This is a genomic window from Actinoplanes sp. ATCC 53533 (genome assembly GCF_003947245.1).
Window position 1 is genome coordinate 1 of the sequence record NZ_QHHV01000072.1, and the last position, 22,437, is coordinate 22,437.

Annotated in this window: 16 protein-coding genes and 4 pseudogenes; 8 read left to right on the plus strand and 12 right to left on the minus strand. The window is 74.3% G+C overall.

Annotated elements, in window-relative coordinates:
* Nucleotides 1–60: 60 nt before the first annotated feature.
* The 3 genes from DMB66_RS24005 to dhaK are packed head-to-tail and all read left to right on the plus strand — an operon-like array spanning nucleotide 61 to nucleotide 2,077.
* A complete protein-coding gene (locus DMB66_RS24005; protein WP_233624803.1) occupies nucleotides 61–438 on the plus strand; it encodes an HAD-IA family hydrolase in 378 nt (125 codons plus the stop codon).
* Entirely contained in the window at nucleotides 435–1,085 is a 651-nt protein-coding gene (gene dhaL / locus DMB66_RS24010; RefSeq protein WP_125806381.1) for a dihydroxyacetone kinase subunit DhaL, read from the plus strand. The genes DMB66_RS24005 and dhaL overlap by 4 nt, the downstream gene beginning before the upstream one ends.
* Nucleotides 1,082–2,077: a dihydroxyacetone kinase subunit DhaK gene (gene dhaK / locus DMB66_RS24015; protein ID WP_125806382.1), complete on the plus strand. Its 996-nt coding sequence runs from the start codon at nucleotides 1,082–1,084 to the stop codon at nucleotides 2,075–2,077. The genes dhaL and dhaK overlap by 4 nt, the downstream gene beginning before the upstream one ends.
* Before the next feature lie 71 nt (nucleotides 2,078–2,148).
* Here dhaK and DMB66_RS24020 read toward each other — a convergent pair whose 3' ends face one another.
* The 3 genes from DMB66_RS24020 to DMB66_RS24030 all read right to left on the minus strand — a co-directional run bounded on the left by DMB66_RS24020 (nucleotide 2,149) and on the right by DMB66_RS24030 (nucleotide 4,269).
* Nucleotides 2,149–2,976, minus strand: coding sequence for a hypothetical protein (locus DMB66_RS24020; protein ID WP_125806383.1), 828 nt, complete (start codon nucleotides 2,974–2,976; stop codon nucleotides 2,149–2,151).
* A 13-nt stretch (nucleotides 2,977–2,989) separates the two neighbouring features.
* Nucleotides 2,990–3,481: a SigE family RNA polymerase sigma factor gene (locus DMB66_RS24025; RefSeq protein ID WP_125806384.1), complete on the minus strand. Its 492-nt coding sequence runs from the start codon at nucleotides 3,479–3,481 to the stop codon at nucleotides 2,990–2,992.
* Between the two features lie 92 nt (nucleotides 3,482–3,573).
* Entirely contained in the window at nucleotides 3,574–4,269 is a 696-nt protein-coding gene (locus DMB66_RS24030) for a copper resistance CopC family protein (protein ID WP_125806385.1), read from the minus strand.
* Between the two features lie 91 nt (nucleotides 4,270–4,360).
* Between DMB66_RS24030 and DMB66_RS24035 the strand changes: the two genes are divergently transcribed.
* Both DMB66_RS24035 and DMB66_RS24040 read left to right on the plus strand, forming a co-directional pair.
* Nucleotides 4,361–4,573: a hypothetical protein gene (locus tag DMB66_RS24035; RefSeq protein WP_125806386.1), complete on the plus strand. Its 213-nt coding sequence runs from the start codon at nucleotides 4,361–4,363 to the stop codon at nucleotides 4,571–4,573.
* A 5-nt stretch (nucleotides 4,574–4,578) separates the two neighbouring features.
* A complete protein-coding gene (locus DMB66_RS24040) occupies nucleotides 4,579–5,538 on the plus strand; it encodes a hypothetical protein (RefSeq protein WP_125806387.1) in 960 nt (319 codons plus the stop codon).
* Nucleotides 5,539–5,700: 162 nt separating this feature from the next.
* On the opposite strand, the gene DMB66_RS24045 is transcribed toward DMB66_RS24040, so the two are convergent.
* Genes DMB66_RS24045 through DMB66_RS24055 form a run of 3 tightly spaced genes read right to left on the minus strand, consistent with a single transcriptional unit; the run spans nucleotide 5,701 to nucleotide 7,765 of the window.
* Nucleotides 5,701–6,738 (minus strand): DUF2157 domain-containing protein, encoded by a 1,038-nt coding sequence (locus DMB66_RS24045; RefSeq protein WP_125806388.1) that lies wholly within the window; start codon nucleotides 6,736–6,738, stop codon nucleotides 5,701–5,703.
* Nucleotides 6,722–6,910 (minus strand): hypothetical protein, encoded by a 189-nt coding sequence (locus tag DMB66_RS24050; RefSeq protein ID WP_125806389.1) that lies wholly within the window; start codon nucleotides 6,908–6,910, stop codon nucleotides 6,722–6,724. The genes DMB66_RS24045 and DMB66_RS24050 overlap by 17 nt, the downstream gene beginning before the upstream one ends.
* Nucleotides 6,911–6,952: 42 nt before the next feature.
* Entirely contained in the window at nucleotides 6,953–7,765 is an 813-nt protein-coding gene (locus DMB66_RS24055; protein WP_125806390.1) for an SDR family oxidoreductase, read from the minus strand.
* Nucleotides 7,766–7,901: 136 nt separating this feature from the next.
* On the opposite strand from DMB66_RS24055, the gene DMB66_RS24060 reads away from it, so the two are divergent.
* From DMB66_RS24060 to DMB66_RS63985, 3 genes are all read left to right on the plus strand, one after another.
* Complete coding sequence (locus DMB66_RS24060) at nucleotides 7,902–8,492, plus strand: TetR/AcrR family transcriptional regulator (RefSeq protein WP_125806391.1); 591 nt, start codon at nucleotides 7,902–7,904, stop codon at nucleotides 8,490–8,492.
* A gap of 176 nt (nucleotides 8,493–8,668) precedes the next feature.
* Complete coding sequence (locus DMB66_RS24065; RefSeq protein WP_199752596.1) at nucleotides 8,669–9,943, plus strand: lipase family protein; 1,275 nt, start codon at nucleotides 8,669–8,671, stop codon at nucleotides 9,941–9,943.
* Nucleotides 9,943–10,923 carry an alpha/beta hydrolase family protein gene (locus DMB66_RS63985; protein ID WP_125806393.1) on the plus strand — a complete coding sequence of 327 codons (981 nt, stop codon included), beginning with the start codon at nucleotides 9,943–9,945 and terminating at the stop codon, nucleotides 10,921–10,923. The genes DMB66_RS24065 and DMB66_RS63985 overlap by 1 nt, the downstream gene beginning before the upstream one ends.
* A 165-nt stretch (nucleotides 10,924–11,088) precedes the next feature.
* Here the strand turns inward: DMB66_RS63985 and DMB66_RS24075 are convergent.
* From DMB66_RS24075 to DMB66_RS66015, 6 genes and pseudogenes are all read right to left on the minus strand, one after another.
* A pseudogene (locus tag DMB66_RS24075) lies at nucleotides 11,089–12,288 on the minus strand (MFS transporter); the annotation flags it as partial.
* Nucleotides 12,285–13,628, minus strand: coding sequence for a crotonyl-CoA carboxylase/reductase (gene ccrA, locus DMB66_RS24080; RefSeq protein WP_125806395.1), 1,344 nt, complete (start codon nucleotides 13,626–13,628; stop codon nucleotides 12,285–12,287). The gene ccrA and the pseudogene DMB66_RS24075, both read right to left, overlap by 4 nt.
* 32 nt (nucleotides 13,629–13,660) lie before the next feature.
* Complete coding sequence (locus DMB66_RS62695) at nucleotides 13,661–19,405, minus strand: type I polyketide synthase (protein WP_199752597.1); 5,745 nt, start codon at nucleotides 19,403–19,405, stop codon at nucleotides 13,661–13,663.
* Between the two features lie 16 nt (nucleotides 19,406–19,421).
* A pseudogene (locus DMB66_RS66010) lies at nucleotides 19,422–20,354 on the minus strand (beta-ketoacyl synthase N-terminal-like domain-containing protein); the annotation flags it as partial.
* Nucleotides 20,347–21,249 (minus strand): annotated as a pseudogene (locus DMB66_RS62710) (AMP-binding protein); the annotation flags it as partial. The pseudogenes DMB66_RS62710 and DMB66_RS66010, both read right to left, overlap by 8 nt.
* Nucleotides 21,250–21,346: 97 nt before the next feature.
* Nucleotides 21,347–22,228, minus strand: a pseudogene (locus DMB66_RS66015) (AMP-binding protein); the annotation flags it as partial.
* Nucleotides 22,229–22,437 lie beyond the last annotated feature (209 nt).

A 22,437-nucleotide genomic window follows, 5' to 3' on the forward strand; every position in this document is an offset into this window, starting at 1 on the left:
TCGCGGCCGGTTGGACGGTCGCGGTGGCATCGACGTCGGCCGAGGAGTTCGGTACGGGCGGTGCTCGCGAACGCCGTGGGCGGACCGGCCGCCGCCCGGATCCCGGTGTTCGCCGGCGACATCGTGCCGGCGAAGAAGCCGGACCCGGCGATCTACCGGCTGACCGCCGACCGGCTCGGCCTGGACCCCGCGGCGACGCTCGTGGTCGAGGACTCCCGCAACGGGCTGCTCGCCGCGACCGGCGCCGGACTGCGCTGCCTGGTGACGGTCAACGGCTACACCCGCGACGAGGACTTCGGCGAGGCGGCGCTGGTGGTCTCGGAACTGGGCGACCCGGGCCGGCCTCCGGTCGAGGTGCTGGCGAACCGGAGCGAGGCCCGCCCGGGCGCCTACCTCACGCTCGCGGACCTGCGCGCCTGCCTGAAGGGACCGTCATGAGGGGGAACGCGTTGCCGGGCGCCGAGCTGGTGGTCCGCGCGATCGCCGAGACCGCGATCGAGAACGAGAAGTACTTCGGCGACCTCGACGCCGTCGTCGGCGACGGTGACCTCGGCTATTCGCTGGCCCGCGGGTTCGAGAAGGTCATCGACGGCTGGGACGGCATCGACCGCAGCGACGCCGGGACGTTCCTGAAGCGCAGCGGGATGATCATCGCCTCCCGAATCGGTGGCACGTCCGGGCCGCTCTGGGGCACCGCCTTCCTGCGCGCCGGGGCCGCCGCCGGATCGGCGGAGGATCTCTCCGGCGAGCAGGTGGTGGCGATGTTGCGGGCGGCCATCGAGGGGATCAAGGCGCGCGGGCAGTCGGACGTCGGCGACAAGACGTTGCTGGACGTCCTGGTGCCGATGACCGACCGCCTCGAGCGCGACTTCGCCGCCGGCGCCGGCGCCGGGGAGGCCCTGCGGGTGGCCGCGGTCGTCGCCCGGGAGGCGGCCGAGGCGACCAAGGAGATGGTCGCGAAGCGCGGGCGCGCGGCGTACACCGGCGAGCGCAGCAGAGGTTCGGTCGACGCGGGCGCCACCGCGGTCGCGGTCATCGTCGAGCGGATCAACCAGACCTGGCAGCAGCGAGGAGCGGCGTCATGAAGAAGTTCGTCAACGACCCGAAGAACTACGTGGCCGAGATGCTCGAAGGCGTCGCCCTGGCGAACCCGGGCACGCTCCGGTACGTCCCGGCCTACAACCTGATCATGCGTACGGACGCACCCCGCGACGACAAGGTGTCCATCGTGCAGGGCTCGGGATCGGGCCACGAACCGGCGCACGTCATGGTGGTCGGCCGCGGCATGCTCGACGCGGCCTGCCCCGGCGATGTCTTCGCCGCCCCGCCGATGGACTACGTGTACGAGACCGCGAAGCTGCTCGCGTCGCCGAAGGGCGTGCTGCTGCTGGTGAACAACTACACCGGCGACCGGATGGCGTTCGACATGGGCAAGGAGATGGCCGAGGCGGAGGGCGTACGCGCGGAGATCCTGACCGTCAACGACGACGTGGCCGTGCAGGACTCCACCTACACGGTCGGCCGGCGCGGTGTGGCCGGCAACTTCTTCGTGATCAAGGCCGTCGGCGCCGCCTCCGAGCAGGGCGCTGACCTGGACGAGGTGCTGCGGATCGGGCGCGAGGTCAACGACGTCACGCGCACCATGGGCGTCGCGCTGACCGCCTGCACGCCACCGGCGAAGGGCTCGCCGCTGTTCGAGCTGGGCGGCGACGAGATCGAGTTCGGGGTCGGCATCCACGGCGAGCCCGGCCGGGAACGCCGCACGATCAAGGACGCGGACGCGATCGTCGACGACATGCTGGCGGCCGTGGTCGGCGACCTGCCGTACTCCTCCGGCGACCGGGTCGCGCTGATGATCAACGGGCTGGGCGGCACGCCGATCAGCGAGCTGTACATCCTCTACCGGCACGCGCACCGGCAACTGGCCGGGCGCGGCATCACGGTCGGGCGCAGCTACGTCAACGAGTACTGCACGTCGCTGGACATGGCCGGCGCCTCGCTGACGCTGGTGCGGCTGGACGACGAGATCGACAGCCTGCTGGCGGCGCCGGCCGAGGCGGCCGTACGGGTCTTCTGAGCGACCTTCGCCGGCCCGGAACAGCCCCGTGGCTGCTCCGGGCCGGCGAAGGCTCGAGTGGGTCCGCGGCGTCAGGCCTTGATGTGGCTGGCCACCTCCACGGCGATCGCCAGCGCCTGCGCGCTCGTCAGCGGGGTGGCCTGCCGGGCCGCGCCATCGCCCGCGGCGCCGTAGTTGTTGTTCACGGTGATCCGGAGCGCGCGGCCGCCCGGCAGGGCCACCTCGGCGGTGTACACCCGCACCTTGTTGTCGAAGGCCTTGCTCAGCACGATCGTCGGCGCCCCGTTGGGCGCGACGCCCGCCGCACACTCGCTCCCCGAGGGCGGGCAGGTGCCGGCCTTGCGCTGCGGCGTGCCGTCCTCGCCGATGCCCTCGGCGGCATTGACGCCCAGGCGCAGGCTGCCCTTGCGGCCCTCGTTCAGCACGCCGCTGCCGCCGTGGAACAGTTCCTGGGACTTCTTCGAGGCCCCGTCCACCACCACGTACGACAGCTTCGGCGGCTGGTCGTCGGGCCCGGTCTGACCCGGGATCTCGGGATCGAAGATCCACCTGGCGCCGGGCGCCTCCTTCCGGAACGCCGCGTCGAGGGCCGCGCCCAGCCGCTTCGCCGACGCCGCGGCCGACTCCTCGTTGTTCGCGACGAGGACGAACCGGGTGTCCGGCGTGCCGCTGCCGGCCGGGGCCGACCCGCCGGCCACCGACGGTGGTGACGACGTGCCGGTGCCGGTGGTCATGTTGAGGCCGATCGCGGTGGTCACCGACAGTGCCACCACCGCCGTCGCCACCCCGGTGACCCGCCGGGCCATGCTCCGGCGCTTCTCCCGCCGTACGATGGCGGCCACGTCCACCGACGTGGGCGGAACGTCGCCGATCAGCTGGTCGAACAGTTGGGTTCCCATCTCTGCCTCCGTCTCAGTTGCCGGGCGACACGGCGGCCGCACGCAGCGTTTCCAGCCCGCGGGCTGACTGACTCTTGACCGTCCCGGCCGAAATGCGCAGGATGTCGGCGGTCTCCTCGACGGAATAGTCGAGGTAGAAGCGCAGCACCAGCACGGCGCGCTGCTTCGGGCCGAGCGCCTTCAGCAGCCGGGCCAGCGACTCCCGGTCAACGATCCGGTCCGGCACCGACCAGCCGACCTCGACCGGCTCCGACTGGGTCCACTCGCGGCGCGAGGCCCGCCGGGACTCGTCCAGCCAGGTCCGGCTGAGCACCCGCTGGGCGTACGCATCCCGGTTGTCCGCCGTGCGAACCTTGCGCCAGTTCCGGAACAGCTTGGTCACGGTGATCGACACCAGGTCGTCCGCGGTGTGCCAGTCCTGGCACAGCAGATACGCGGTTCGTCGCCACCGTTCCAGCCGTCCCGACACGTACGCGTGGAAGTCGTCCTCGTCGGCTCGCTCCACGTGCCACCCTCCTCGAAGTCATTGGACGGCTGTACGACGACAGCGCCCGCGCCCGAGGTTGCATGGCCGGAGAAATCCGTGTGCCGGCGCCGTCAGCGGACGGTGCGCCGCCCGGCCGGTCGCGCCGACCCGAAGGACGGCGGGCGGACCACCAGGTAGCACAGCACGGCGGCGACGATCAGCAGCACTGGCACCAGCCAGACCCACACGCTGGAGTCTTCCGGGGCCGGCGCCGCCGCCCTCGGCGCGGGCGCTGACGGGCCGGCCGCGGCGGCGAGCAACTCGGCCTTCGGCTGGTCGGCGGGCGCCTGCCAGCCGGGCGGCGCGGGGGTGGCGGCACCGCTGTAGGTGAACCGGAACTCCCCTTTGACCTGGTCGCCGTCGGAGGCCACGGTGTGGTACGCCACCACGTAGCTGCCGGGCGCCGGCCAGTGGGTCACGGCCACCTTGACCGGGAAGCCGGTGGGGTAGAGCTGCGGCTGCCACACGCCATCGGTGAGCTGGTATTCGGTGACCGGTTTGGCGAGCCGGACCGGCTCGGCGTTCGACCAACCGTTGTCGACCCGGACTCCGGTGGGCGCGGTGACGGTGAAGAACGCGAACGGTGCGGGTTTCTCGGTGAACGTCAGCGACACAGCCTCGACCGGGTCGGCCACCGCGCTGCCGTTCGCGGGGACGGTGACCACGAGCCCCCCGTGGGCCAGCGCGGGCGACGGTGCCGCCGCCGCCCCGGCGAACAGGCCCACCAGCAGGACAGCGACCCATCGACGCGCAACGGTACGGCCCATCGCCGAAGGTTAACTTCTTTCGCTCATGATGGACAGACTTTTGACGCGGCAGACAGAAGTCCCGGAATCGCGACCGTGAGATGATCACCTCGTGAGGCACCCGGGTTCCGGCGCGCTCGCGGACCTGACCGAGCGCTGGTTCGTCCGCCAGGGCGTCCCGTCGATGATCGAGGGGTACGGCTTCGTCAGCCACGTGCTGCCCCGGATGCTGCCGTCCCTGGCCTTCGTGGCGCTGGCCAGCCTGGGCTTCCTCGTCCCGCTGCGGGCCGCGGCTCCTGGCGCTGGATCCTGCTCGCCGGGGTGATCCTGGTGACCGTCGTCGTCCGCGTCGTCGTCGCCCTGTTCGTCCGCCGCCTGCCGCACTTCTCGCGGGTGACCACGATCGCGATCCTCGCCTCGTACGTCGCCATGCCGGTCGCCGTACCGCTGCTGCAGCTGGCCGTGGACGGCACCATCACACCGCCCGGTGGTCACGTCGTCGGCCTGCTGGGGTTCGTCATCTTCTTCGCGGTCGCGTTCGTCGCCACGCTGCTCGCGACCACCTACGGTCTCGGCACGCTGGTGCGCCGGGCGGTCCAGCACGCGGTCTACGACCTGCGCAACAGCGTGCGCCTGCTCGGCCGGGCGCTGCCCGTGCTGCTCTTCGTCACCCTCTTCCTGTTCTTCACCGGCGAGCTGTGGCAGGCCATGAACCGGCTCGACTGGTGGCGGCTCGCCCTGGTCGTCGCCCTGTTCGCCGCCGTCACCGTGCTGGCGGCCGCCGCCCGGCTGCGCGACGAGATCGGCCGGGTCGAGCAGGACCTCAGCGCGCCCCGGCTCGAGGCGGCGGGCCAGGGCACGCCGCTGGCCGAGGTCGCCGTCGCGGACATCGCGCCCGGCGGTCTGCTGCCCGCCGTGCCGCTCAACGGGCGCCAGGAACGCAACCTGCTGGTGATGCTCGCGACCCGCCAGCTCGTGCAGGCCGTGATCGTCGGAACCGCGCTGTTCACCTTCTTCCTCATCCTGGGCGTCATCGTGGTCACGCCCGAGACCGCGGAACAGTGGATCGGCGGCACGCCGGCCCGGTCCGGCCTGCTGCCCGGGGTGCCGGTCGCCCTGCTGCGCAACGCCACGCTGCTCGCCGGCTTCGGCAGCATGTACTTCGCGGTCACCTCGATGAGCGACGCGGACCACCGGCGGCAGTTCTTCGCCCCGATCATCGACGAGATCGAGCGCATCCTCGCGGTCCACGCGACCTACCTCGCGGTGCGCGAGGCAGACCGGCCTTGATGTGCGTCCATTCATCCTCCCGACACTGAGCGTTGTCGGGAGGCACACCTGAGTAGGCCACGGTGAGACCCGTGATGGGTTTCGTCCTGGGGGTTCTCTCGGTGGGTGCCGGGATACTCCTCGCCGCCTTCGACAGACCTCAGCCGCTCGACAAGACCCCCGTCAAGGACGGGGATTGCGGCGCATGCGCAGCCCGGCGAGGCTCCCGGCCAGCAGCGTGACGCCCGCGACCAGCAGCACGCCGCTGGCGCCGAGCGAGCCGTCGGTCACGTCGTACAGGAATTCCGGCACCACGAGGGTCGCCCCGACGACCCCGCCGGCCAGCACTACCCAGTCGCGGGTCCACGCGTACGCCGCGAAGCAGACCCCGGCCACCAGCGCCGTCAGGGCGTACCCGAGGAAGTTGGCGGCTTCGGCGCCGTCGGCCACGACCAGCTGCGCACCGATCAGTCCGAAGGTCACCGCGAGCGCGAGCGCGAAACGGCGTTCCGCGACCAGCCGCTGCCAGGCCAGCAGCGCCCAGACCGCGCCCAGTGCGAGCGTGCCGAGGCCGAGGGCGGCCACGTCGTCGCCCCCCAGCAGGTCCAGCAGCGTGGCGTACACCGCCCACGCCGCCACGGCGATGCCGAGCTGGCCCACCGCGCTGCGGGCGATCAGATACCCGACGATCACCACCGCGAGCCCGGTGACCGACGCCACGAACCCCGCGCTGTCCGCCGCCAGCTGACCGTCGGCCTGGGCGGCGCGCTCCAGGCTCACGTAGGCCGCGAAGCCGGCGGCAGCCGCGGCGCCGGTCAGCAGGGTGCTCGACAGCCGACGGCTGACGTTGTCCCCCGGCCGGTGGCGCCACCACGCGGAACCGCGCGGCGCCGCCCGCCAGCGGATCGCCAGACCACTGCCGCCGAGGATCGCGGCCATCGCGGCGAGGATCCAGAACCGTCCCACCCGGCCGAGAACCTCCCATTCCTCGCCGAGGAACAGGATGGTCGCCCCCACCACGAACGAGGCGCCGAGGTATCCGGCGATCTCGCCGAAGAGCCGTCCCAGACCTTGCGGTCGCGGCGGTCGTGGCGGCGCGGCGAGCTCCGCCAGGACCTCGCCGGCCTGCGAGCGGTCGAGCACGCCACGCTCGACCAGACGGTCGAGGGCGGCGCTCACCTGCCCCGGCGGCGGCACGGACGGGTCACTGGGCAGTTCCACCTTGGGCCTCCTTGAGATACCGCTGAACACCCACAGGCTGCACCGCGGCGACCGGGCCGACCAGAGTTCTCGTACTCAGACCCCACCGGAGCAGAATCACCACGCCACCCGCCGCGACGAGCAACTGGATCGGTGCGGGCGGGATCGTCTGGACCCTCAGGATGCTGGTCATCGCGGATCCTCCAACGGCGGTCGATCGGGCAGATGTCCGGGACTACGCGGCCCGGGCCGCGGGCGTCTCCAGGACCGAGCGGGTGACCAGCTTGGCGATCGCGGTGACCATCCGGCGGGGGCGCCGGGGCGTGAGGTGCGCGTTGAGGGAGTTGCCGAGGCCCGGCACGACGTACGCCCGGTCCCGGTCGAGGGCGACCAGCGCCGCGCGGACGACCGCTCGGGCGGGCATCAGCTTGCCGCCGAGGGCGGCCCGTTCGCCGACGGTGTCGAAGAAGGACGTCCGGGTCGGCCCCGGGCACAGCGCCAGGACGCGCACGCCGCGGCCGCGGTATTCCGATCGCAACGCGAGGCTGAAGTTCAGCACGAACGTCTTGCCCGCGCTGTAGGTGGCGAAGTAGGGCGAGGGCTGAAAGCCCGCCGTGGAGGCGACGTTGACGACCGCGCCGTGGCCCCGGGCGAGCATGCCGGGCACCAGCGCGCGGGTCAGGCCGACGAGGGCCACGACGTTGACCATGAGCTGCTCCCGGTCCCGACCGTCGGTGATCTCCTCGAACCGGCCGGCGGTGCCGAAGCCGGCGTTGTTGACCAGGAGGTCCACGGTCAGCCCGGCCGCGGCCACGGCCGCGCTGATCCGCGCCGGGGCGTCCGGCTCGGCGAGGTCCTGGGCGATGACCTTCACCTGTACGCCGTGGGTGGCGCGCAGGTGCTCGGCGTGCCGCCGCAACCGGTCCGCGGAGCGGGCCACGAGCACGAGGTGGTGCCCGCGCTCGGCGAGCTGGGTGGCGAACTCGGCGCCGAGTCCCGCGGACGCTCCGGTGACCAGGGCGGTGCGGTTCTGCTCCTGGGTTTCCATCAGCTTCTCCATCCGACTAGAGGTACGACGGAACAGTAGCGGTTAATCAGGTATCTGCAACAGAGGTGTAGCAGATAGCGGAAAAACGGCGACGGTCATGTACCGTCGAGGCTGACCCGGTACAGAGGAGAGCGCGATGACCACCAAGCCGTTGCGGGCCGACGCCGAGCGCAGCATGCGCGCGATCCTGGTTGCCGCCGAGCGGGTGCTCAGCGGCAACCCGGCCGCGTCGATGGAGCAGGTCGCCGAGGCGGCCGGGGTGGCCCGCACGACGATCCACCGGCGCTTCGCCAGCCGGCAGGCGCTGGTGGACGCCATGGCCACCACGGCGGTGCGGCAGCTGCTCGAGGCCATCGAGGCCGGCCGGCCGGAGACAGCGCCCCCGCTGGTGGCGTTGCACCAGATCACCGTCAACGTCCTGCGGACGAAGGTCAGCTGGCAGTTCGCGCTCGGGCAGCCGGCCGCCGCCGACTCGGTCGTCGCCGAGATGCAGCAGCGGGTGGCGCGGCGTTGCCTGGAGCTGTTCGGCCGGGTGCGGAGCCTCGGCGTGCTCGACGCGGAGGCCGATCTCGACTGGACCCGGCGGGTGTACTACGCGCTCATCGGCGAGTCCCTGCACGGCGACGACGCCGGGACCGACCCCGACGTCCTGGCCGGCCGGATCATCGACACGCTGCTGCGCGGCGCCGGACCGCGCCGGCCGGATTCCCCGCCGCCCGGCCGGTAGCGAGCAGCCCCGTGCTCACCACCGGGCGATGCTGAAAAGGCGCCGCATCCGTACTAACGCCGATGCGCATCCCGCGCCGCCGGCTTGTCAGCCGGCTATGTAGATCCCCGGCGCCCCGCCCACGAGTCTTTCGGCACGCGCCCGTAATCCCCACGGGCCGCAGGATGGGAGGACTCATGAGGTGGAGATCGGCGGTCCGGGTGCTCGGCGCGCTCTGGGTGGGCGCGGCCGGCGTGACGGCGGTGGCCCAGGCCCCGGCCGCGACGGCGAGCGCGGCCTGCACCGCGCCGGAAAGCGCCGTCTACACCCCGCCGGCCTCGGTCGGCGGCGCGCCCGGGACGGTGCTGGCCTGCCGGACCACGGCCCTGCCCGAGGTGCCCGGCGATATCGCGATGAACGCCTGGCAGATGCAGTACGTGTCGACGAACGTCGACGGCAAGCCGGTCGCCGTGTCCGGCTTGGTGGCGGTGCCGAAGGCCGCCTGGACCGGCCCCGGCACCCGGCCGGTCGTCTCGTTCCACTTCGGCACCCTGGGCCTCGGCTCGCAGTGCGCGTTCTCCAAGCAACTGGCCGGCGCCTATCAGGACGAGTATGAGGGCGACCAGATCGCGGCGATCCTGAAGGCCGGCTGGGCGGTGGCGGCCACCGACGACGTCGGCTACCTCACCGGCCAGACGCACACCTACGTGGTCGGCCGCAACGCGGGCCACGCCATGCTCGACGCGGTCCGGGCGGCGTTCCAGGTTCCCGGTTCCGGCCTGAGCGGCGGCACCAAGGTCGGCGTCTGGGGCTACTCGCAGGGCGGCGCGGCGTCGCTGTGGTCGGCTCAGCTGGCCGCCTCGTACGCTCCCGAGCTCAAGCTGGCCGGGGCGGCGGCCGGCGGCGTTCCCGCCGATCTGCGGGCGGTCGCGAAGGGCTCCGACGGCGGCCCGTTCGCCGGCTTCAGTGTGGACGCGACCATCGGGTTGCGCGCGGCGTACCCGAAGCTGCCGTTCGAGTCGGTGCTGAACGACCGGGGCCGGCAGCTGGCGACCGATCTCCGGGGCCTGTGCCTGGTCGGCACGGTCGCCCGGGGCGCCGGCGTCAAGGTCGAGGATCTCACCGTGGGCGGCCTGAACTACGACCAGCTGTTCAAGCTGGCCGGATCGGACGGCGTGACCTGGGGCGAGGTGGTGGACGCGCAGAAACTCGGCGTGGACATCGGGCCGGCGACCTCCACCGCGCGATTCCGGATCGGCTTCCCGGTGCTGCAGTACCACGGCCTGCTCGACGAGGTCATCCCGACGGACGTCGAGAACGCCGTGCGTACCGCGTACTGCCGGGCCGGGATCACCACCCGGCAGCGGACCTACCTGTCCGAGCATCTCCTGGCCGACAACCAGGCGATCGGCGACGTGGTCTCCTGGTTCACCGACCGCTTCGCCGGCCGGCCCGCGACGGGCAACTGCTGATGGCCGGGACCCGCAGGCGTGCCCTGTTGCTGCTGCCCGTCCTGCTCGCGACGGGAGCGGCCGTGGGTGTGGGCTCCGCGGCCCACGCCGCCGCCGTCAAGGTGGTGTCCGAGCGCTGGCTCGGCCCTCGCACGGTGGACCTGACGGTCGAGTCCCCCGCCAACAACCGGTCGCTACCGGTCCGCGTCATCGTGCCGGCGGGCTGGTCCCGCGACGCGACGCGCACGTGGCCGGTGCTGTATCTGCTGCACGGCGGCAACGACGACTACACCTCCTGGACCCGGGAGACCGACATCGAGCGGCTCAGCGCCGACGCGCAGGTGCTGATCGTGATGCCGGAGGCGGGGCGCGACGCCACGTACGTCGACTGGTTCCGGCCGGACGGCGGCCCGAACGCCGGGCTGTGGGAGACCTTCCATCTCACCGAGCTGTGGCAGGTGCTGCGTTCCGGCTACCGGGCGGGTGACGCCCGCGGCGTGGCGGGCATCTCGTCGGGCGGGACGGGCGCCATGACGTACGCGGGACGGCATCCGGGCACGTTCCGGGCCGCGGCCGCCTACAGCGCCCCGCTGAACCTCTTCGATCCGCTGCTGCGGACCGTGCTGCTGCGGACCGCCGCCGACAACGGGGACGACCCGAACGCCATGTGGGGCTCCCCGATCCTGCAGGCTGCCAACTGGCGGGCGCACAACCCGCTGGACCTCGCCCCGAACCTCAAGGGCACCAGCGTCTACCTGTCCAGCGGCAGCACCGGGCTGCCCGGCGACCTCGATCCGAACGGGTTCTGGAGCCCGGTGCAGTTCGGTGAGATCCCGGTCGGCCTGAGCACGTCCATGATGGCCCGGCGGCTGTCAGCCGCGGGCATCCCGGTCACCCTCCACAAGTATTTCAACGGCACCCACTCCTGGCCGTACTGGCAGCGGGAACTCCACACCTCCTGGCCGCAGCTGATGGGCGCGCTCGGCGTCGCCGTCGGCTGACCCCACGCGGCTGCTCCCGGCGCCCGGACCCGGCAGGGTCCGGGCGCCGATGAGTACGCCGAGCCAGACCAGCCCGGCGGCGGCGCACAGGCCCAGCCGGTATCCGCCGGCGAGGTCGCCGTGCGCCGCCACCACCACGCCGACGCCGGCGATGCCGAGCACGCCGGAGGCCTCCCGGGCGACGGCGAAGACCCCGCCCGCGACCCCCGCCTGCCCGGCGGGCGCGGCGGCCAGCACCACAGCCGCGAGCGGCACGGTCAGCGCCGAACCGAACCCGATCACAGCGAACGCCGCCAGCAGGACCGGGGTGACGGCGCTGGCGAGGGCGACCGTACCGATGCCGGCGCCGACCAGGAACAGACCCAGGGCGACCGTCCGCCGCGCGCCGTACCGCAGCACCAGCCGCGGGGCGAACGGCGCGCCCAGCGCGACCGCCGCGGCCACCGGCAGGAAGGCCAGGCCGGCGGCGGCGGGCGGGAAGCCGCGGACCTCCTGCAGATACACCGCGGTGTAGAAGTACACGCCGTTGACGCCCAGGCCCCACAGCACCTGCACGGCCACTCCGCCGCGGTACGCGGGCCGCGCGAACAGCCGCGGGTCGAGCACCGGAACGCGGCTGCGGCGCTCCGCGACCCGGAAGGCGCCCGCCGCGACGACCGCCACCAGGACCGCGGCCGGCACCGCGGGCGTGCCCCAGCCGTGCGCGGTGCCGCTGGTCAGCGCGAAGGTGACCGCGGTCAGCGCGATCGTGGCGGCGCAGACCCGGGCCAGGCCCAGGGTGGCCGGTCGGTGCCGGGCCGGTTCGCGCACCGCGTACCCGGCGGTGAGCATGGCGGCCAGCCCGACCGGCACGTTGAGCAGGAAGATCCACGACCAGTGCAGGTGCTCGCTCACCGCGCCGCCGACGACCGGGCCGGCGGCGAGCGCGACGGCGCCGGAGACGGTCCAGGCCGCCGCGCCGCGCAGGCGCTCCCGCTCGCCGGCCGCCGCCACGGCCGCGAGGGTCGCCGGCACCAGCAGTGCGGCACCGGCGCCCTGCGCGGCGCGGGCCACCAGGAGCGGGACCAGGTGGGCGGCCAGCCCGGCCGCCAGCGACGCGGCGGTGAACAGCGCGAGCCCGGCCAGGAGCACCCGGCGGATGCCGTACCGGTCGGTGAGCCGCCCGCCGGCCAGCAGCAGGCCCGCGTACGGCAGCATGTAGCCGGTCGCCACCCACTCCAGCGAGGGCAGCCCGACGCCGAGGTCGCGGGCGATCGAGGGCGCGGCGACGGTCACCACCGTGTTGTCCAGCATGGTGAGGAACGCGGTGGCCACGACGACGGCGAGGACCGCCCGGCTCCGGCGTCCGCCGGGCGCCCGGCTCACCCGATAGCGGCCGGCACGAGCGCGCTGGCCTCGCGGAACAGTCCCAGCCGGCGCTCGCCGATCTCCGCCCGGCGCACCGGATCGGACACCCCCAGCCCTGGCTCCGGCGCCAGGCAGAGCACGCCGACCTTGCCGAGATGCTCGTTGCGCTGCACCGTCCGCGTCGCCTCGCCCACCTCGGCGAGCGGGTACACCCGGGACAGAGTGGGCGTCAGCCGGCCGAGGCGCAGCAGCCGGTTGACCTCCCACGCCTCCTGATAGTTGGCGCCGTGGCTGCCGATGATCCGCTTGAGTCGCATCCACAGGTACCGGTTGTCGTACTGGTGCTCGTAGCCGCTGCTGGAGCCGCACGTCACCACGGTCCCGGCGGTGCGGGCCAGGTAGACCGACGCGCCGAAGGTCTCCGCGCCGGTGTACTCGAAGACGATGTGCGGATCCTCGCCGGCCGTCGCCCGGATCCGCTGGCCCAGCGCCCGCCAGGTGGCCGGGTCACGCATGCCGTCCGGGCCCGCCGGCAGCGTGTTCCGGTCGACCACATGGCGGCAGCCGAGCCGCTCCAGCAGCTCGGCCTTGGCCGGCGAGCCGACCACGGCCACCGGGATGCCGCCGCCGGCCAGCACCAGCTGGACGGCGTACCCGCCCAGGCCGCCGGCGGCGCCCCAGATCAACACCACGTCGCCCTGCTTCATCAGGGCGCCGCGCGGGCTCACCAGCATCCGGTACGCGGTCGAGGCGCACAGCGTGCTGGCGGCCGCCTCCTCCCAGGTCAGGTGCTCCGGCTTGGGCAGCAGCTGGCTCGCCTTGACGACGGCGAAATCGGCCAGCCCGCCGAAGTTCGTCTCGAACCCCCAGGCCCGCTGGTCCCCGGTCATCGCGTCCTGATGGGTAACCGGATCCTCACTGTCCACATAGGCCGGCGCGACCACCACCCGCTCGCCGACCGACCAGCGCCGCACGCCGGAACCCACCCGCACCACGACGCCGGCCGCGTCCGAGCCGATGACGTGGTACGGCTGGTCGTGCCGCGCACCCCACGGATCCTGGCGGCCCAGCCGGGCGAGGAAGGCGAAGGTGGGCACCGGCAGGAAGGTCGCCGACCAGACCGTGTTGAAGTTGATGCCGGAGGCCAGCACGGCGATCAGCACCTCGTCCGGGGCGAGCCGCGGCATCGGCACCTCGCCGACGTGCAGGGAACGACGGACGTCCGGGTCGTCGTCACCGGAGAAGATGCCGACGTCCTCCCGTCGCAGGTGCGCGGCGCGGATCCGCGCGGGCACCGGGCAGGCGAGCAGTTCCGCCGCTGACGCATCGGCCAGCACGGCTTCGGCGAGTTCGGACATGTGCGACTCCTTGCTCGGATGCGGAACGCCGGTCACAGCAGCCGGCGCAGGTCCGCCGCGATCGTGTCCACCGCGGGCGGGTCGAGGAGATTCAGGTGGTGCCCGGTGACCGGCACGATCCGCAGCTCGGCGCACCAGCGGTCCCAGCCACGGGCGGCGTCGGTGTGCTCATACCGCGGATCCCGCACCGCCCAGGGCGTCGGCAGGGTGCAGCGGTAGAGCGTCACCGGCCCGCGGTACGGCCCGGGCAGGTAGTCGTCGAGCGCCCGGGTGTCCAGGTGCGAATCGATCTGGTGGCGCAGCACGGCCGGCGGCAGGCGCTCGGTCAGGCCCACCCGGTCCATCTCCGCGAGGACGACCTCGAACTGCTCGTCACCGGGCAACCCGCGCAACCGGGCCGGTGCCACGTCGACGGGCACCCGGTAGGTTTCCCGCAGATAGCGCAGGAAGCCGAGGAACCGCTCGGTGAGCAGGTGCGCGGCCCGCTCGGCGGACACCGGCGCCGGGAGCCCGGCGTCGATGAGAACCAGCGCGTCCACCCGCTCGCCGGCGGCGACGAGCAGGCGCGCCGTCTCAAAGGCGAGCACGCCCCCGAACGACCAGCCCCCCAACCGGTACGGGCCGGCCGGGCACACCTCGCGGATCAGGCCGGCGTAGCGGGCGGCGCGCTCGGGCACCGACCCCCCTTCGCCGAACCGCTCCAGCCCGTACACCGGCTGGTCCGGGCCGAGCAGCTCGGCCAGCTGCCGGTACACGAAGGTGCTGCCGCCGGCGGGATGGGCCAGGAACAGCGGCGGGCGCCCGCCGCCGGCGACCCGCAGGGGGCGAACCGGGCCGCTCGCACCGACCTCGGCCTGCTCGGCCGCGCGCAGCGGCACGGCGAGGGCCCGCGGGGTGGGGTCGGCGAGCAGTTCGGCGAGTCGCACGTCGGCGCCGTAACCGGTCCGGGCCGCCTCGGCGATCCGGACCAGGTCCCCCTGCGGTACGACGGCACGCCAGCCGATGCCCGGCACGGCCCGGCCGAGGACGGTCTCGAACAGCCGGATCGCCGCCCGTTCCGCGGCGTCCCGGGCGTCGACCCCGCCGGCCTCGGCCGGCGCACCCTCGGCCGAAGCCGCCTCGGGCCGGGCATCCTGGGCCGGAGTCTTCTCGGGCCGGGCGTTCTTGGCCGGGGTCTTCTCGGGAGGGTCGCCGGCGACGAGAGGCGCCTCGGGCGGGGCGTTCTCGGCCAAGCGCGGGTGCGGAGGTTCTGTCCGGAATGGAACTCGCGGGGTGGGCGGGGTGTGGTCCGGTTCGTGGGTCGCCTGGTCGGTGGATCTTGTCGCGGGTGGCGTTGCCGGGTTGCTGCTCAGATCTTGGAGCGATGCGGTGCGCTCCGCACCCCAGCGCTCCAAGGTCTCGCCAGGCGGCGGGGGTATGAGCTGTTTGCGAGGTTTGGAGCCGGAGTGCGGGACCGGCTGCTCAGAATGTGGAAGTGATGCTCGATATGCGGGAGGGTGCCCATGAATTGGACGTGGTTCCCGAATGGAGAGACCGTCAGGGGCGGAAGTGGCGGGCCTCGTCGCGGGAGGCGATTCCGACGAGTCGCTCAGGACCTCCGGGTCGGGGGCCGCTTCGAGCGAGGCACTCTCGGATAGGGCCTCCTCGGAGGATGCCGCCGGAGGCGGGGACGGCGCGGTGCCGGGCGGGCGCTCGCCCGGGGCGATCCCGAGGGCGGCGGTCAGGGCTGTCGTCAGGTCGGCCAGCGTGGCGCCACGGACCAGGGCCGCGGTGGGCAGCGCGGCGCCGAGGTCCAGCTCGACCAGGCTCTTGATCCGGATCGCGGCGAGCGAGTCCAGGCCGGCGTCCACCAGCGGCGCGTCCGGCGAGGGCGCCTGCGGCATGCCGAGCACGGCCGCGACGTGGTGGGCGAGCCGATCGCCGATAGCGCGCACCGCCTCGGCCGGTGGGAGGGCCCGGATCCGTTCGGCGCCGGGCCACCCCGGCTTCCCGGCGGGCGGCCAGCCACCGCCGGATGCCACCGACGCCGCGGTCAGCCCGGCTGTCCCGGTCAGCGCGGCTGCCGCCGTCAGCCCAGGTCCTCCGGTCAGCCCAGGTCCCCCGGTCAGCCCAGGTCCCCCGGTCAGCCCAGGTCCCCCGGTCAGCCCAGGTGCCCCAGCCAGCGTGGCTGCCGCTCGCGATTCGGCTGCCGCGGTCAGCTCGGCGAAGAACGGCAGGCGGCCGGCCTCCGGGAAGACGGCCAGCGCCGCGGCCGGGTCGAAGTGCAGCGCCCCGACGGTGCACGGGGTGCGGGAGAGCAGCCCGGCCAGGGCCGCGATGCCCTCGTCCGGTTCGATCGGGTCCAGCCCGGGCAGGCGCACGCCCGCCGCGCCGCCGAGGCCCGACCAGGTGCCCCAGTTGATCGAGGTAGCGGGCACACCGTGCGCCCGCTGCCACCGGGCGAAGGCGTCCAGCCAGGCGTTCGCGGTCGCGTACGCCACCTGGCCGGGCGAGCCGAGCAGGGCCGCCGCCGACGAGAACGTCACCCACCAGTCCAGCTCGGCGCCCGCCGCCACGACGGCGGTGTGCAGGCGCCAGGCGCCGAGAACCTTCGGCGCCCAGACCTCGGCGAGATGCCCCGCCGCCAGCTGGGACACCAGGCCGTCGCGCAGCACCCCCGCCGCGTGCACGACGCCGGTCAACTCGCCCCCGGCCGCCGCGACCAGCCGGGTGGCCACCCCGTCGTCGGCGAGGTCGCCGAGCAGCACCCGCACGTCGACCCCGGAGCGACGCAACGCGTCGATGGCCCGTTCCGCGTGCCCGGCCGGGCCGGACCGGCCGACCAGCACCAGCCGGCCCGCACCGGCCGCCGCCAGCCACTGCGCGACGCGCAGCCCGAGACCGCCGTAGCCCCCGGTGATCAGGTACGCCCCGCCCGCCCGTACCGGTGGCCGGAAACGCCGGGCCGGCGCCGGAACGCGGGCCAGCCGGGCCGCCCAGCGCTGCCCGTCCCGCCACGCGACCTCATCGTCCCCGCTGCCGGCGGCGAGCTCGGATCGCAGCCGCGCCGCCTGGGTAGCAGGGTCCTCGTCCGGATCGAGATCCAGCCAGGTGGTGCGCGTCAGCGGTTGCTCGAAGGCGAGCGTGCGGACCAGCCCGCGGACCCAGGCGAGGTCCGGCAGGCCCGGCTCGGCCGGTCCAACGGCCGCGCCACCCCGCGTGACCAGCAACAACCGCCGGGCAGCAGCGGCGGCCGCGCGCACGGCCCAGCCGGCGAACCGCAGTGCGGCCGCCGGATCGGGCAGCGCGCCGACGGGCGGGACGATCAGGACCAGGTCCCGGTCCGGCGAGGACTCATCCAGCGCCGCACACCGCACACCGACCGACGCCGGGTCACCCAGGCCAACCGACACCACCGGGTCACCCTCCCCGTCCATGAGGATGGCATCGACCAGTGGGTCGCCGGCCTCGCCGAGCAGCGTGACCGGGCCGGCCACGCCGGCCGGGGGTGCCGGCTGTTCCCACCACGTCGGGGCGAGCAACTCGCCCAGCAGGGCCGGTCCCGCAGCGCCGGCCGGGCCGTCGGGCACGGTCGGCACCTCCTCGATCCAGTGCCGCTCGCCGCGCCACGGCGGTGCCGGCAGGTCGAGGATCGTGGCCGAGGTGGCCGGTACCCGGTGTCCGTTCGCGCAGAGGGTCGCCAGGTTGCGGCCGAAGGCGTCCGGATCATCGCGGCGCAGCGTTCCGGTCACCAGCGGGTCGGCGGTGCCCGCCGCCGCCAGTGTCTGGCCGATCGGGCGGAGCAGCACCGGATGTGGCGAGATCTCCAGGAAGAAGGCGAAGCCGGCGTCGGCCGCGCGCCGCACCGCGTCGGCCAGCCGCACCGGCTTCCGCAGGTTCGCCAGCCAGTATCCGGCGTCCAGCGCCGGCGTCCCGGCCGTGACCGTGGAGTAGAAGGGCAGCCTCGGCTCGCTCGGCCGCAGTCCGCGCAGCGCGTCGTGCAACTCCGGCAGCAGCCAGTCCACCGCCGGCGAGTGCCCGGCGCCCTCCGTGGTCACCGTACGTACCGCGCGGTCCTGTGCCGCCGCCCGCGCGGTCAGCGTGGCCACCGCTTCCGGCGGGCCGGTGACCACGAGCTGGCGGGGTGCGGCCAGCACGGCCACGGACACCTGCGGCAGGTCGCCGGTCAGCTCGCCGAGTTCCTCCTCGGACAGTTCCATGACGGCCATGGCACCCGGTCCGACGCGGGCGAGCAGGCCCGCCCGGGCGGTGATCAGCCGCACGCCGTCCACGGGCGACAGCGCGCCCGCCACGACCGCCGCGGCCACCTCGCCCATCGAGTGGCCGATCACGGCGGCCGGACGCAGGCCGTACCGGCGCCAGAGCGCGGCGAGCGCCACCTGCAGCCCGAACGTGACGGGCTGGGCCAGCGCCACGGACAGCCGGGCGTCACCGCTCAGCGCTTCGCGCAGGCCCAGGCCGAGTTCGGCGTGGAAGGCGGGGGCCAGTTCGTCGACCGCGGCCCCGAATGCCGGCTCGGTCTCCAGCAGCGCGCGGCCCATGCCCGGCCAGTGCGCGCCGTACCCGGAGAAGACCAAGACGCCGCCCTCGGCGGCGCGGTCACCGCCGCCGAGGGCCAGCGCGGGATGGGCCCGCCCGGCGCCGGCGGCGGATAGCCCCGCCACCAGCGTGCCGGTGTCCCGGGCGACCACCACGGCCCGGGCAGGCCCGCGCTCACCTCGCCGCATCAGCGTGCCGGCGACGTCCCCGGGCAGGTCGCGGCCCGGGCGGGCCGCCAGCCAGGCCGCCAGCGAGCCGGCCTGATCGCGGACCCGTTCCGGGTCGCGGTCGGCGACGACACACACCACGGTCCGATCCGACAGGTCCTCCGCACGGACAGGACCCGGCAGGTCCTCCGCACGGACAAGATCCAGCAGGTCCTCCGCACGGACAGGATCCGGCGCCGCCGCCGCGGCCACCCCGGCGTCCGGGAAGCGATCCGCACCAGCGACGCCCTCTCCCGCAGCCGGGAAACAATCCGCACCAGCGACGCCCTCTCCCACAGCCGGGAAACGATCCGCACCAGCGCCCCCTCCCGCGGCCGGGAACGCGCTCGGGTCCGCCGCGGCGGACCGCCCGGCGGCCGGTGACACGCCGGGTGCCGGTGGGAATGCCTCGAGGACCAGGTGCGCGTTGGTTCCGCCGAAGCCGAAGGCGGACACCCCGGCGCGGGCCGGCCGGTCGCCGGCCGGCAGTGGTTGCGCCGCCACCGGCACCCGCAGCCCCCACTCGGCCATCGGGATGTGCGGGTTGGTGCGGCTCGCGTGCAGCGTGTGCGGGACGGTGCCGTGGTGCAGGGCGAGCACGGCCGTGATGAAGCCGGCGACGCCCGCGGCGGCCTCCAGGTGCCCCAGCCGGGACTTGACCGAGCCGATGAGCAGGGGGCCGTCGGCGGGACGGCCGGCACCACAGACCGTGCCCAGGGCGCCGGCCTCGATCGGGTCGCCCAGCGGGGTGCCGGTGCCGTGCGCCTCCACGTAGTCCACCGTCGACGCGGGGCAGCCGGCGTCCGCGTACGCCCGGCGCAGCAACGCCTCCTGCGCTCGCGGGTTCGGCGCCACCAGGCCGTTCGATCGCCCGTCGGAGTTCACCGCGCCGCCGCGCAGCACGGCGAGCACCCGGTCCCCGTCGCGTACCGCGTCGGTCAGCCGCTTGAGCACCACCACGCCGCAGCCCTCGCCCCGGACGATGCCGTCCGCGTCGGCGGAGAACGGCCGGCACCGGCCGCCGGCGGCCACGCCCGCCGGCCCGCCCGAACGCCACCGTGAGGGCTGGGTCGAGCATCAGGCTGACGCCCGCGGCCAGGGCCAGGTCCGTCTCGCCGCTGCGCAGGTCCCGTGCCGCGAGATGGATGGCCACCAGCGACGAGGAGCAGGCGGTGTCGACCGCCAGACTCGGGCCGCGCGCGTCCAGCAGGTACGACAGCCGGTTCGCCGCGATGCTCAGCGCGCCGCCGGTCGCGGTCCAGCCTTCCACCCGTTCCAGCACCGCCGTCGTCAGATGGGCGTACTCGCTGGCGCAGATTCCCACGTACACGCCGGTGCGGCTGCCGCGCAGCGCGGCCGGGTCGAGTGCGGCGTGCGCCAGCGCGTCCCACGCCACCTCGAGCAGCAGCCGCTGCTGCGGGTCCATCAACCGGGCCTCGCCCGCGGCGATGCCGAAGAACCCGGCGTCGAAGCGGGCCACGTCGTCGAGGAAGCCGCCCCACCGCCCGGGGCCCCGCAGCAGGTGGCCGGCGGAGCCCGGCAGTGGGTCGCCGGCGGGCCGCCGGTGCCACCGGTCCGGCGGGACCGTACGCACCGCGTCCCGGCCGTCCATCAGCAGCCGCCACAGTCGTTCCGGGTCGTCGGCGCCGCCGGGGAACCGGCAGCCCAGCCCGATCACGGCGACCGGTTGGTGATCCCGTGCGGCCGCCCCGGCGTACGGCTTCTCCCCGCCCGGCGCGGCGGTCATCGCCCGCACGATCGCGTTGATCGTCGGGTGTTCCCAGAGCAGGGTGGGCGGCAGGGGCCGGCCCAGCCGCAGCTCCAGCCGCCCGGCCAGTTCCACGGCGTCCACCGACGAGATGCCGAACTCCACCAGCGGGCAGTCGCGATCGATCTCGCCGGTGTCCAGGCCGCAGCGGTGCGCCACCCACGCCGCCAGGGCGGCGGCGAGCGGCAAGTCCTCGGGCAGATCGTCAGGCATCGGTGGCACCCCCGCGCCGCGCCGCGCCGCGCACCGTGGCGTCAGCGGGCCCGGCAGGCTCTGTCGCGGCGCCAGGAAGCCCAGTCGCAGCACCGGCAAGCTCTGTCGCGGCGCCAGCAGGCGCTAGCGCGGTGCCGGCGGGCCGGGAGTAGTGCCCGTCCAGATATCGGGTTCGGCACCCGGTGCGGGAGACCTTTCCGCTGGTGGTCCGGGCGAGGCTGCCCGGCTCGGCGAGCACGACGTCGTGCAGCGCCAGGTCGTGGTGCTGCCAGACCGCCAGCCGGACGGCGCGGGTGAGCTCGGCCGGCCGCCAGTCCCCGGCGCCGGCCCACCGGGACCGCTCGGCCACCACGACCGGGCGCTCGCCGTCGTCGGCCGGCACGGTGAAGACGGCCACCCGGCCCAGCGCCGGGCAGGCCTCGGCCACCGTCTCCTCGACGTCCTGCGGGTAGTGGTTGCGGCCGGCGACGATCAGCAGGTCCTTGCGCCGGCCGGTGATGTAGAGCTCGCCGTCGTGGAGCACGCCCAGGTCGCCGGTGCGCAGCCACGGCGCCGCGGGCAGCCCGTCGGGCACCGGGTCGGCGAGCGCGGCGCCGAAGACCTCGGCGCTGCGCTCGGGCCGGCCCCAGTAGCGGTGTGCCACGTTCGGGCCGTGCACCCAGATCTCTCCCACCCGCCCGTCCGGGAGGGCGGTCGCGTGCTCGGGATCCACGATCGCGACGCGCTGGCCGGCCGGGCGGCCGCAGGAGGCCAGCGTGGACCGGTCGGCGTCGGCGCTCACGGGTACGGCCCGCCCGGCGGCCAGCTGGGCCCGGTCGAACGACGCGACGAGGTGCGGCCGGTCGCCGCCGTCGGCGGCGACGAACACGGTCGCCTCGGCCAGCCCGTACGCGGGGCAGAGCGCGTCGGGGGTCCAGGCCGGTGCCGGCCGCGCGCAGCCGGTCCGTGAAGCGTTCGAGCGTCGCCGGGCGGACCGGTTCGGCCCCGTTGAGCCACAGGAACACTCCGCTCAGGTCCAGCCCGGCCAGGTCGTCGGGGCCGAGCCGGCGCAGACAGTAGTCGTACGCGAAGTTGGGCGCCGCCGTGTACGCGCCGGATCGCCCGGACAGCAGCCGCAGCCACCGCTCCGGTCGCATCAGGAACGCGGCCGGGTCGAAGAACACCGCCTCGGTGCCGGCCCGCAACGGCACCGCGACCGTGGCCAGCAGGCCCATGTCGTGGAACAGCGGCAGCCAGTTCACTCCGGTGATCCGCTCGCGGGCGCCGATCAGCCGGTCGCCGATCTGCGTCGCGTTCGCGGTCAGGTTCCCGTGGGTGATCTCCACGCCGGCCGGCGTCCGGGTCGATCCGGACGAGTACTGCAGGTAGGCCACGTCGTCCCGGCCGGCCGGTGCCGGCCGCCAGCCGGCCGGCGGGGGCGGATCGGCGCCGGCCACGATGACCGCCGCCCGGTGCCGCCGGGCGGCGACGAACGCGTGGACGTCGGCGCTGCTCGCGGGCACGGTCACCACGCACGCCGGCGCGCAGTCGGTGTAGGTCAGGACCAGCCGGTCGGCGTGCCCCGGCAGGTTCGGGGCGAACAGCGGCACCGCGACCGTGCCGGCATACCAGGCCGCGACCAGCGCGACCACGTACTCGATGCCGGACGGCGCGAGGATCGCGACCCGCTCGCCCGGCCCGGCGACCTCGCGCAGCCGCCCGGCCAGCGCGATCGCCTGCCGGTGCAGCTCGCCCCAGGTGCAGCGACGGACCTCGCCGTCCGGGTCGGCCAGAAAGTCGACGAACGTGTACGCCGGGGCGTCGGGCCGGGTACGGGCCCAGGTGGCGAGCCGGTCGAGCAGTGGCTCGCCGCTCCGTGCCACGGCCAACGTCATGGTCCCTCCCCAGGGGGTGGCGCCGCCGCCGGCCGATACCGGCGCGCTGGAGATGGACCGTAACGGCGCCGCGCGGAGCCGGGCATCGAGCTCAACTGCGCCTGTTTGGCCGCGATGTTGTCAGCGCGGTGACACTCCGCACACGGGTCGTTCCCGATCGGTGCAAATTCAGTGACGTTCGTGGATATAATCCGCCGACCCGACTCCTG

Coding starts and splice junctions, on each gene's coding strand:
- ccrA (WP_125806395.1), bottom strand. CDS start 13,628: ATGTCCGAACTCGCCGAAGCCGTGCTGGCCGATGCGTCAGCGGCGGAA.
- DMB66_RS24060 (WP_125806391.1), top strand. CDS start 7,902: ATGACCACCAAGCCGTTGCGGGCCGACGCCGAGCGCAGCATGCGCGCG.
- DMB66_RS24030 (WP_125806385.1), bottom strand. CDS start 4,269: ATGGGCCGTACCGTTGCGCGTCGATGGGTCGCTGTCCTGCTGGTGGGC.
- dhaK (WP_125806382.1), top strand. CDS start 1,082: ATGAAGAAGTTCGTCAACGACCCGAAGAACTACGTGGCCGAGATGCTC.
- DMB66_RS24020 (WP_125806383.1), bottom strand. CDS start 2,976: ATGGGAACCCAACTGTTCGACCAGCTGATCGGCGACGTTCCGCCCACG.
- dhaL (WP_125806381.1), top strand. CDS start 435: ATGAGGGGGAACGCGTTGCCGGGCGCCGAGCTGGTGGTCCGCGCGATC.
- DMB66_RS24055 (WP_125806390.1), bottom strand. CDS start 7,765: ATGGAAACCCAGGAGCAGAACCGCACCGCCCTGGTCACCGGAGCGTCC.
- DMB66_RS24050 (WP_125806389.1), bottom strand. CDS start 6,910: ATGACCAGCATCCTGAGGGTCCAGACGATCCCGCCCGCACCGATCCAG.
- DMB66_RS24065 (WP_199752596.1), top strand. CDS start 8,669: ATGAGGTGGAGATCGGCGGTCCGGGTGCTCGGCGCGCTCTGGGTGGGC.
- DMB66_RS63985 (WP_125806393.1), top strand. CDS start 9,943: ATGGCCGGGACCCGCAGGCGTGCCCTGTTGCTGCTGCCCGTCCTGCTC.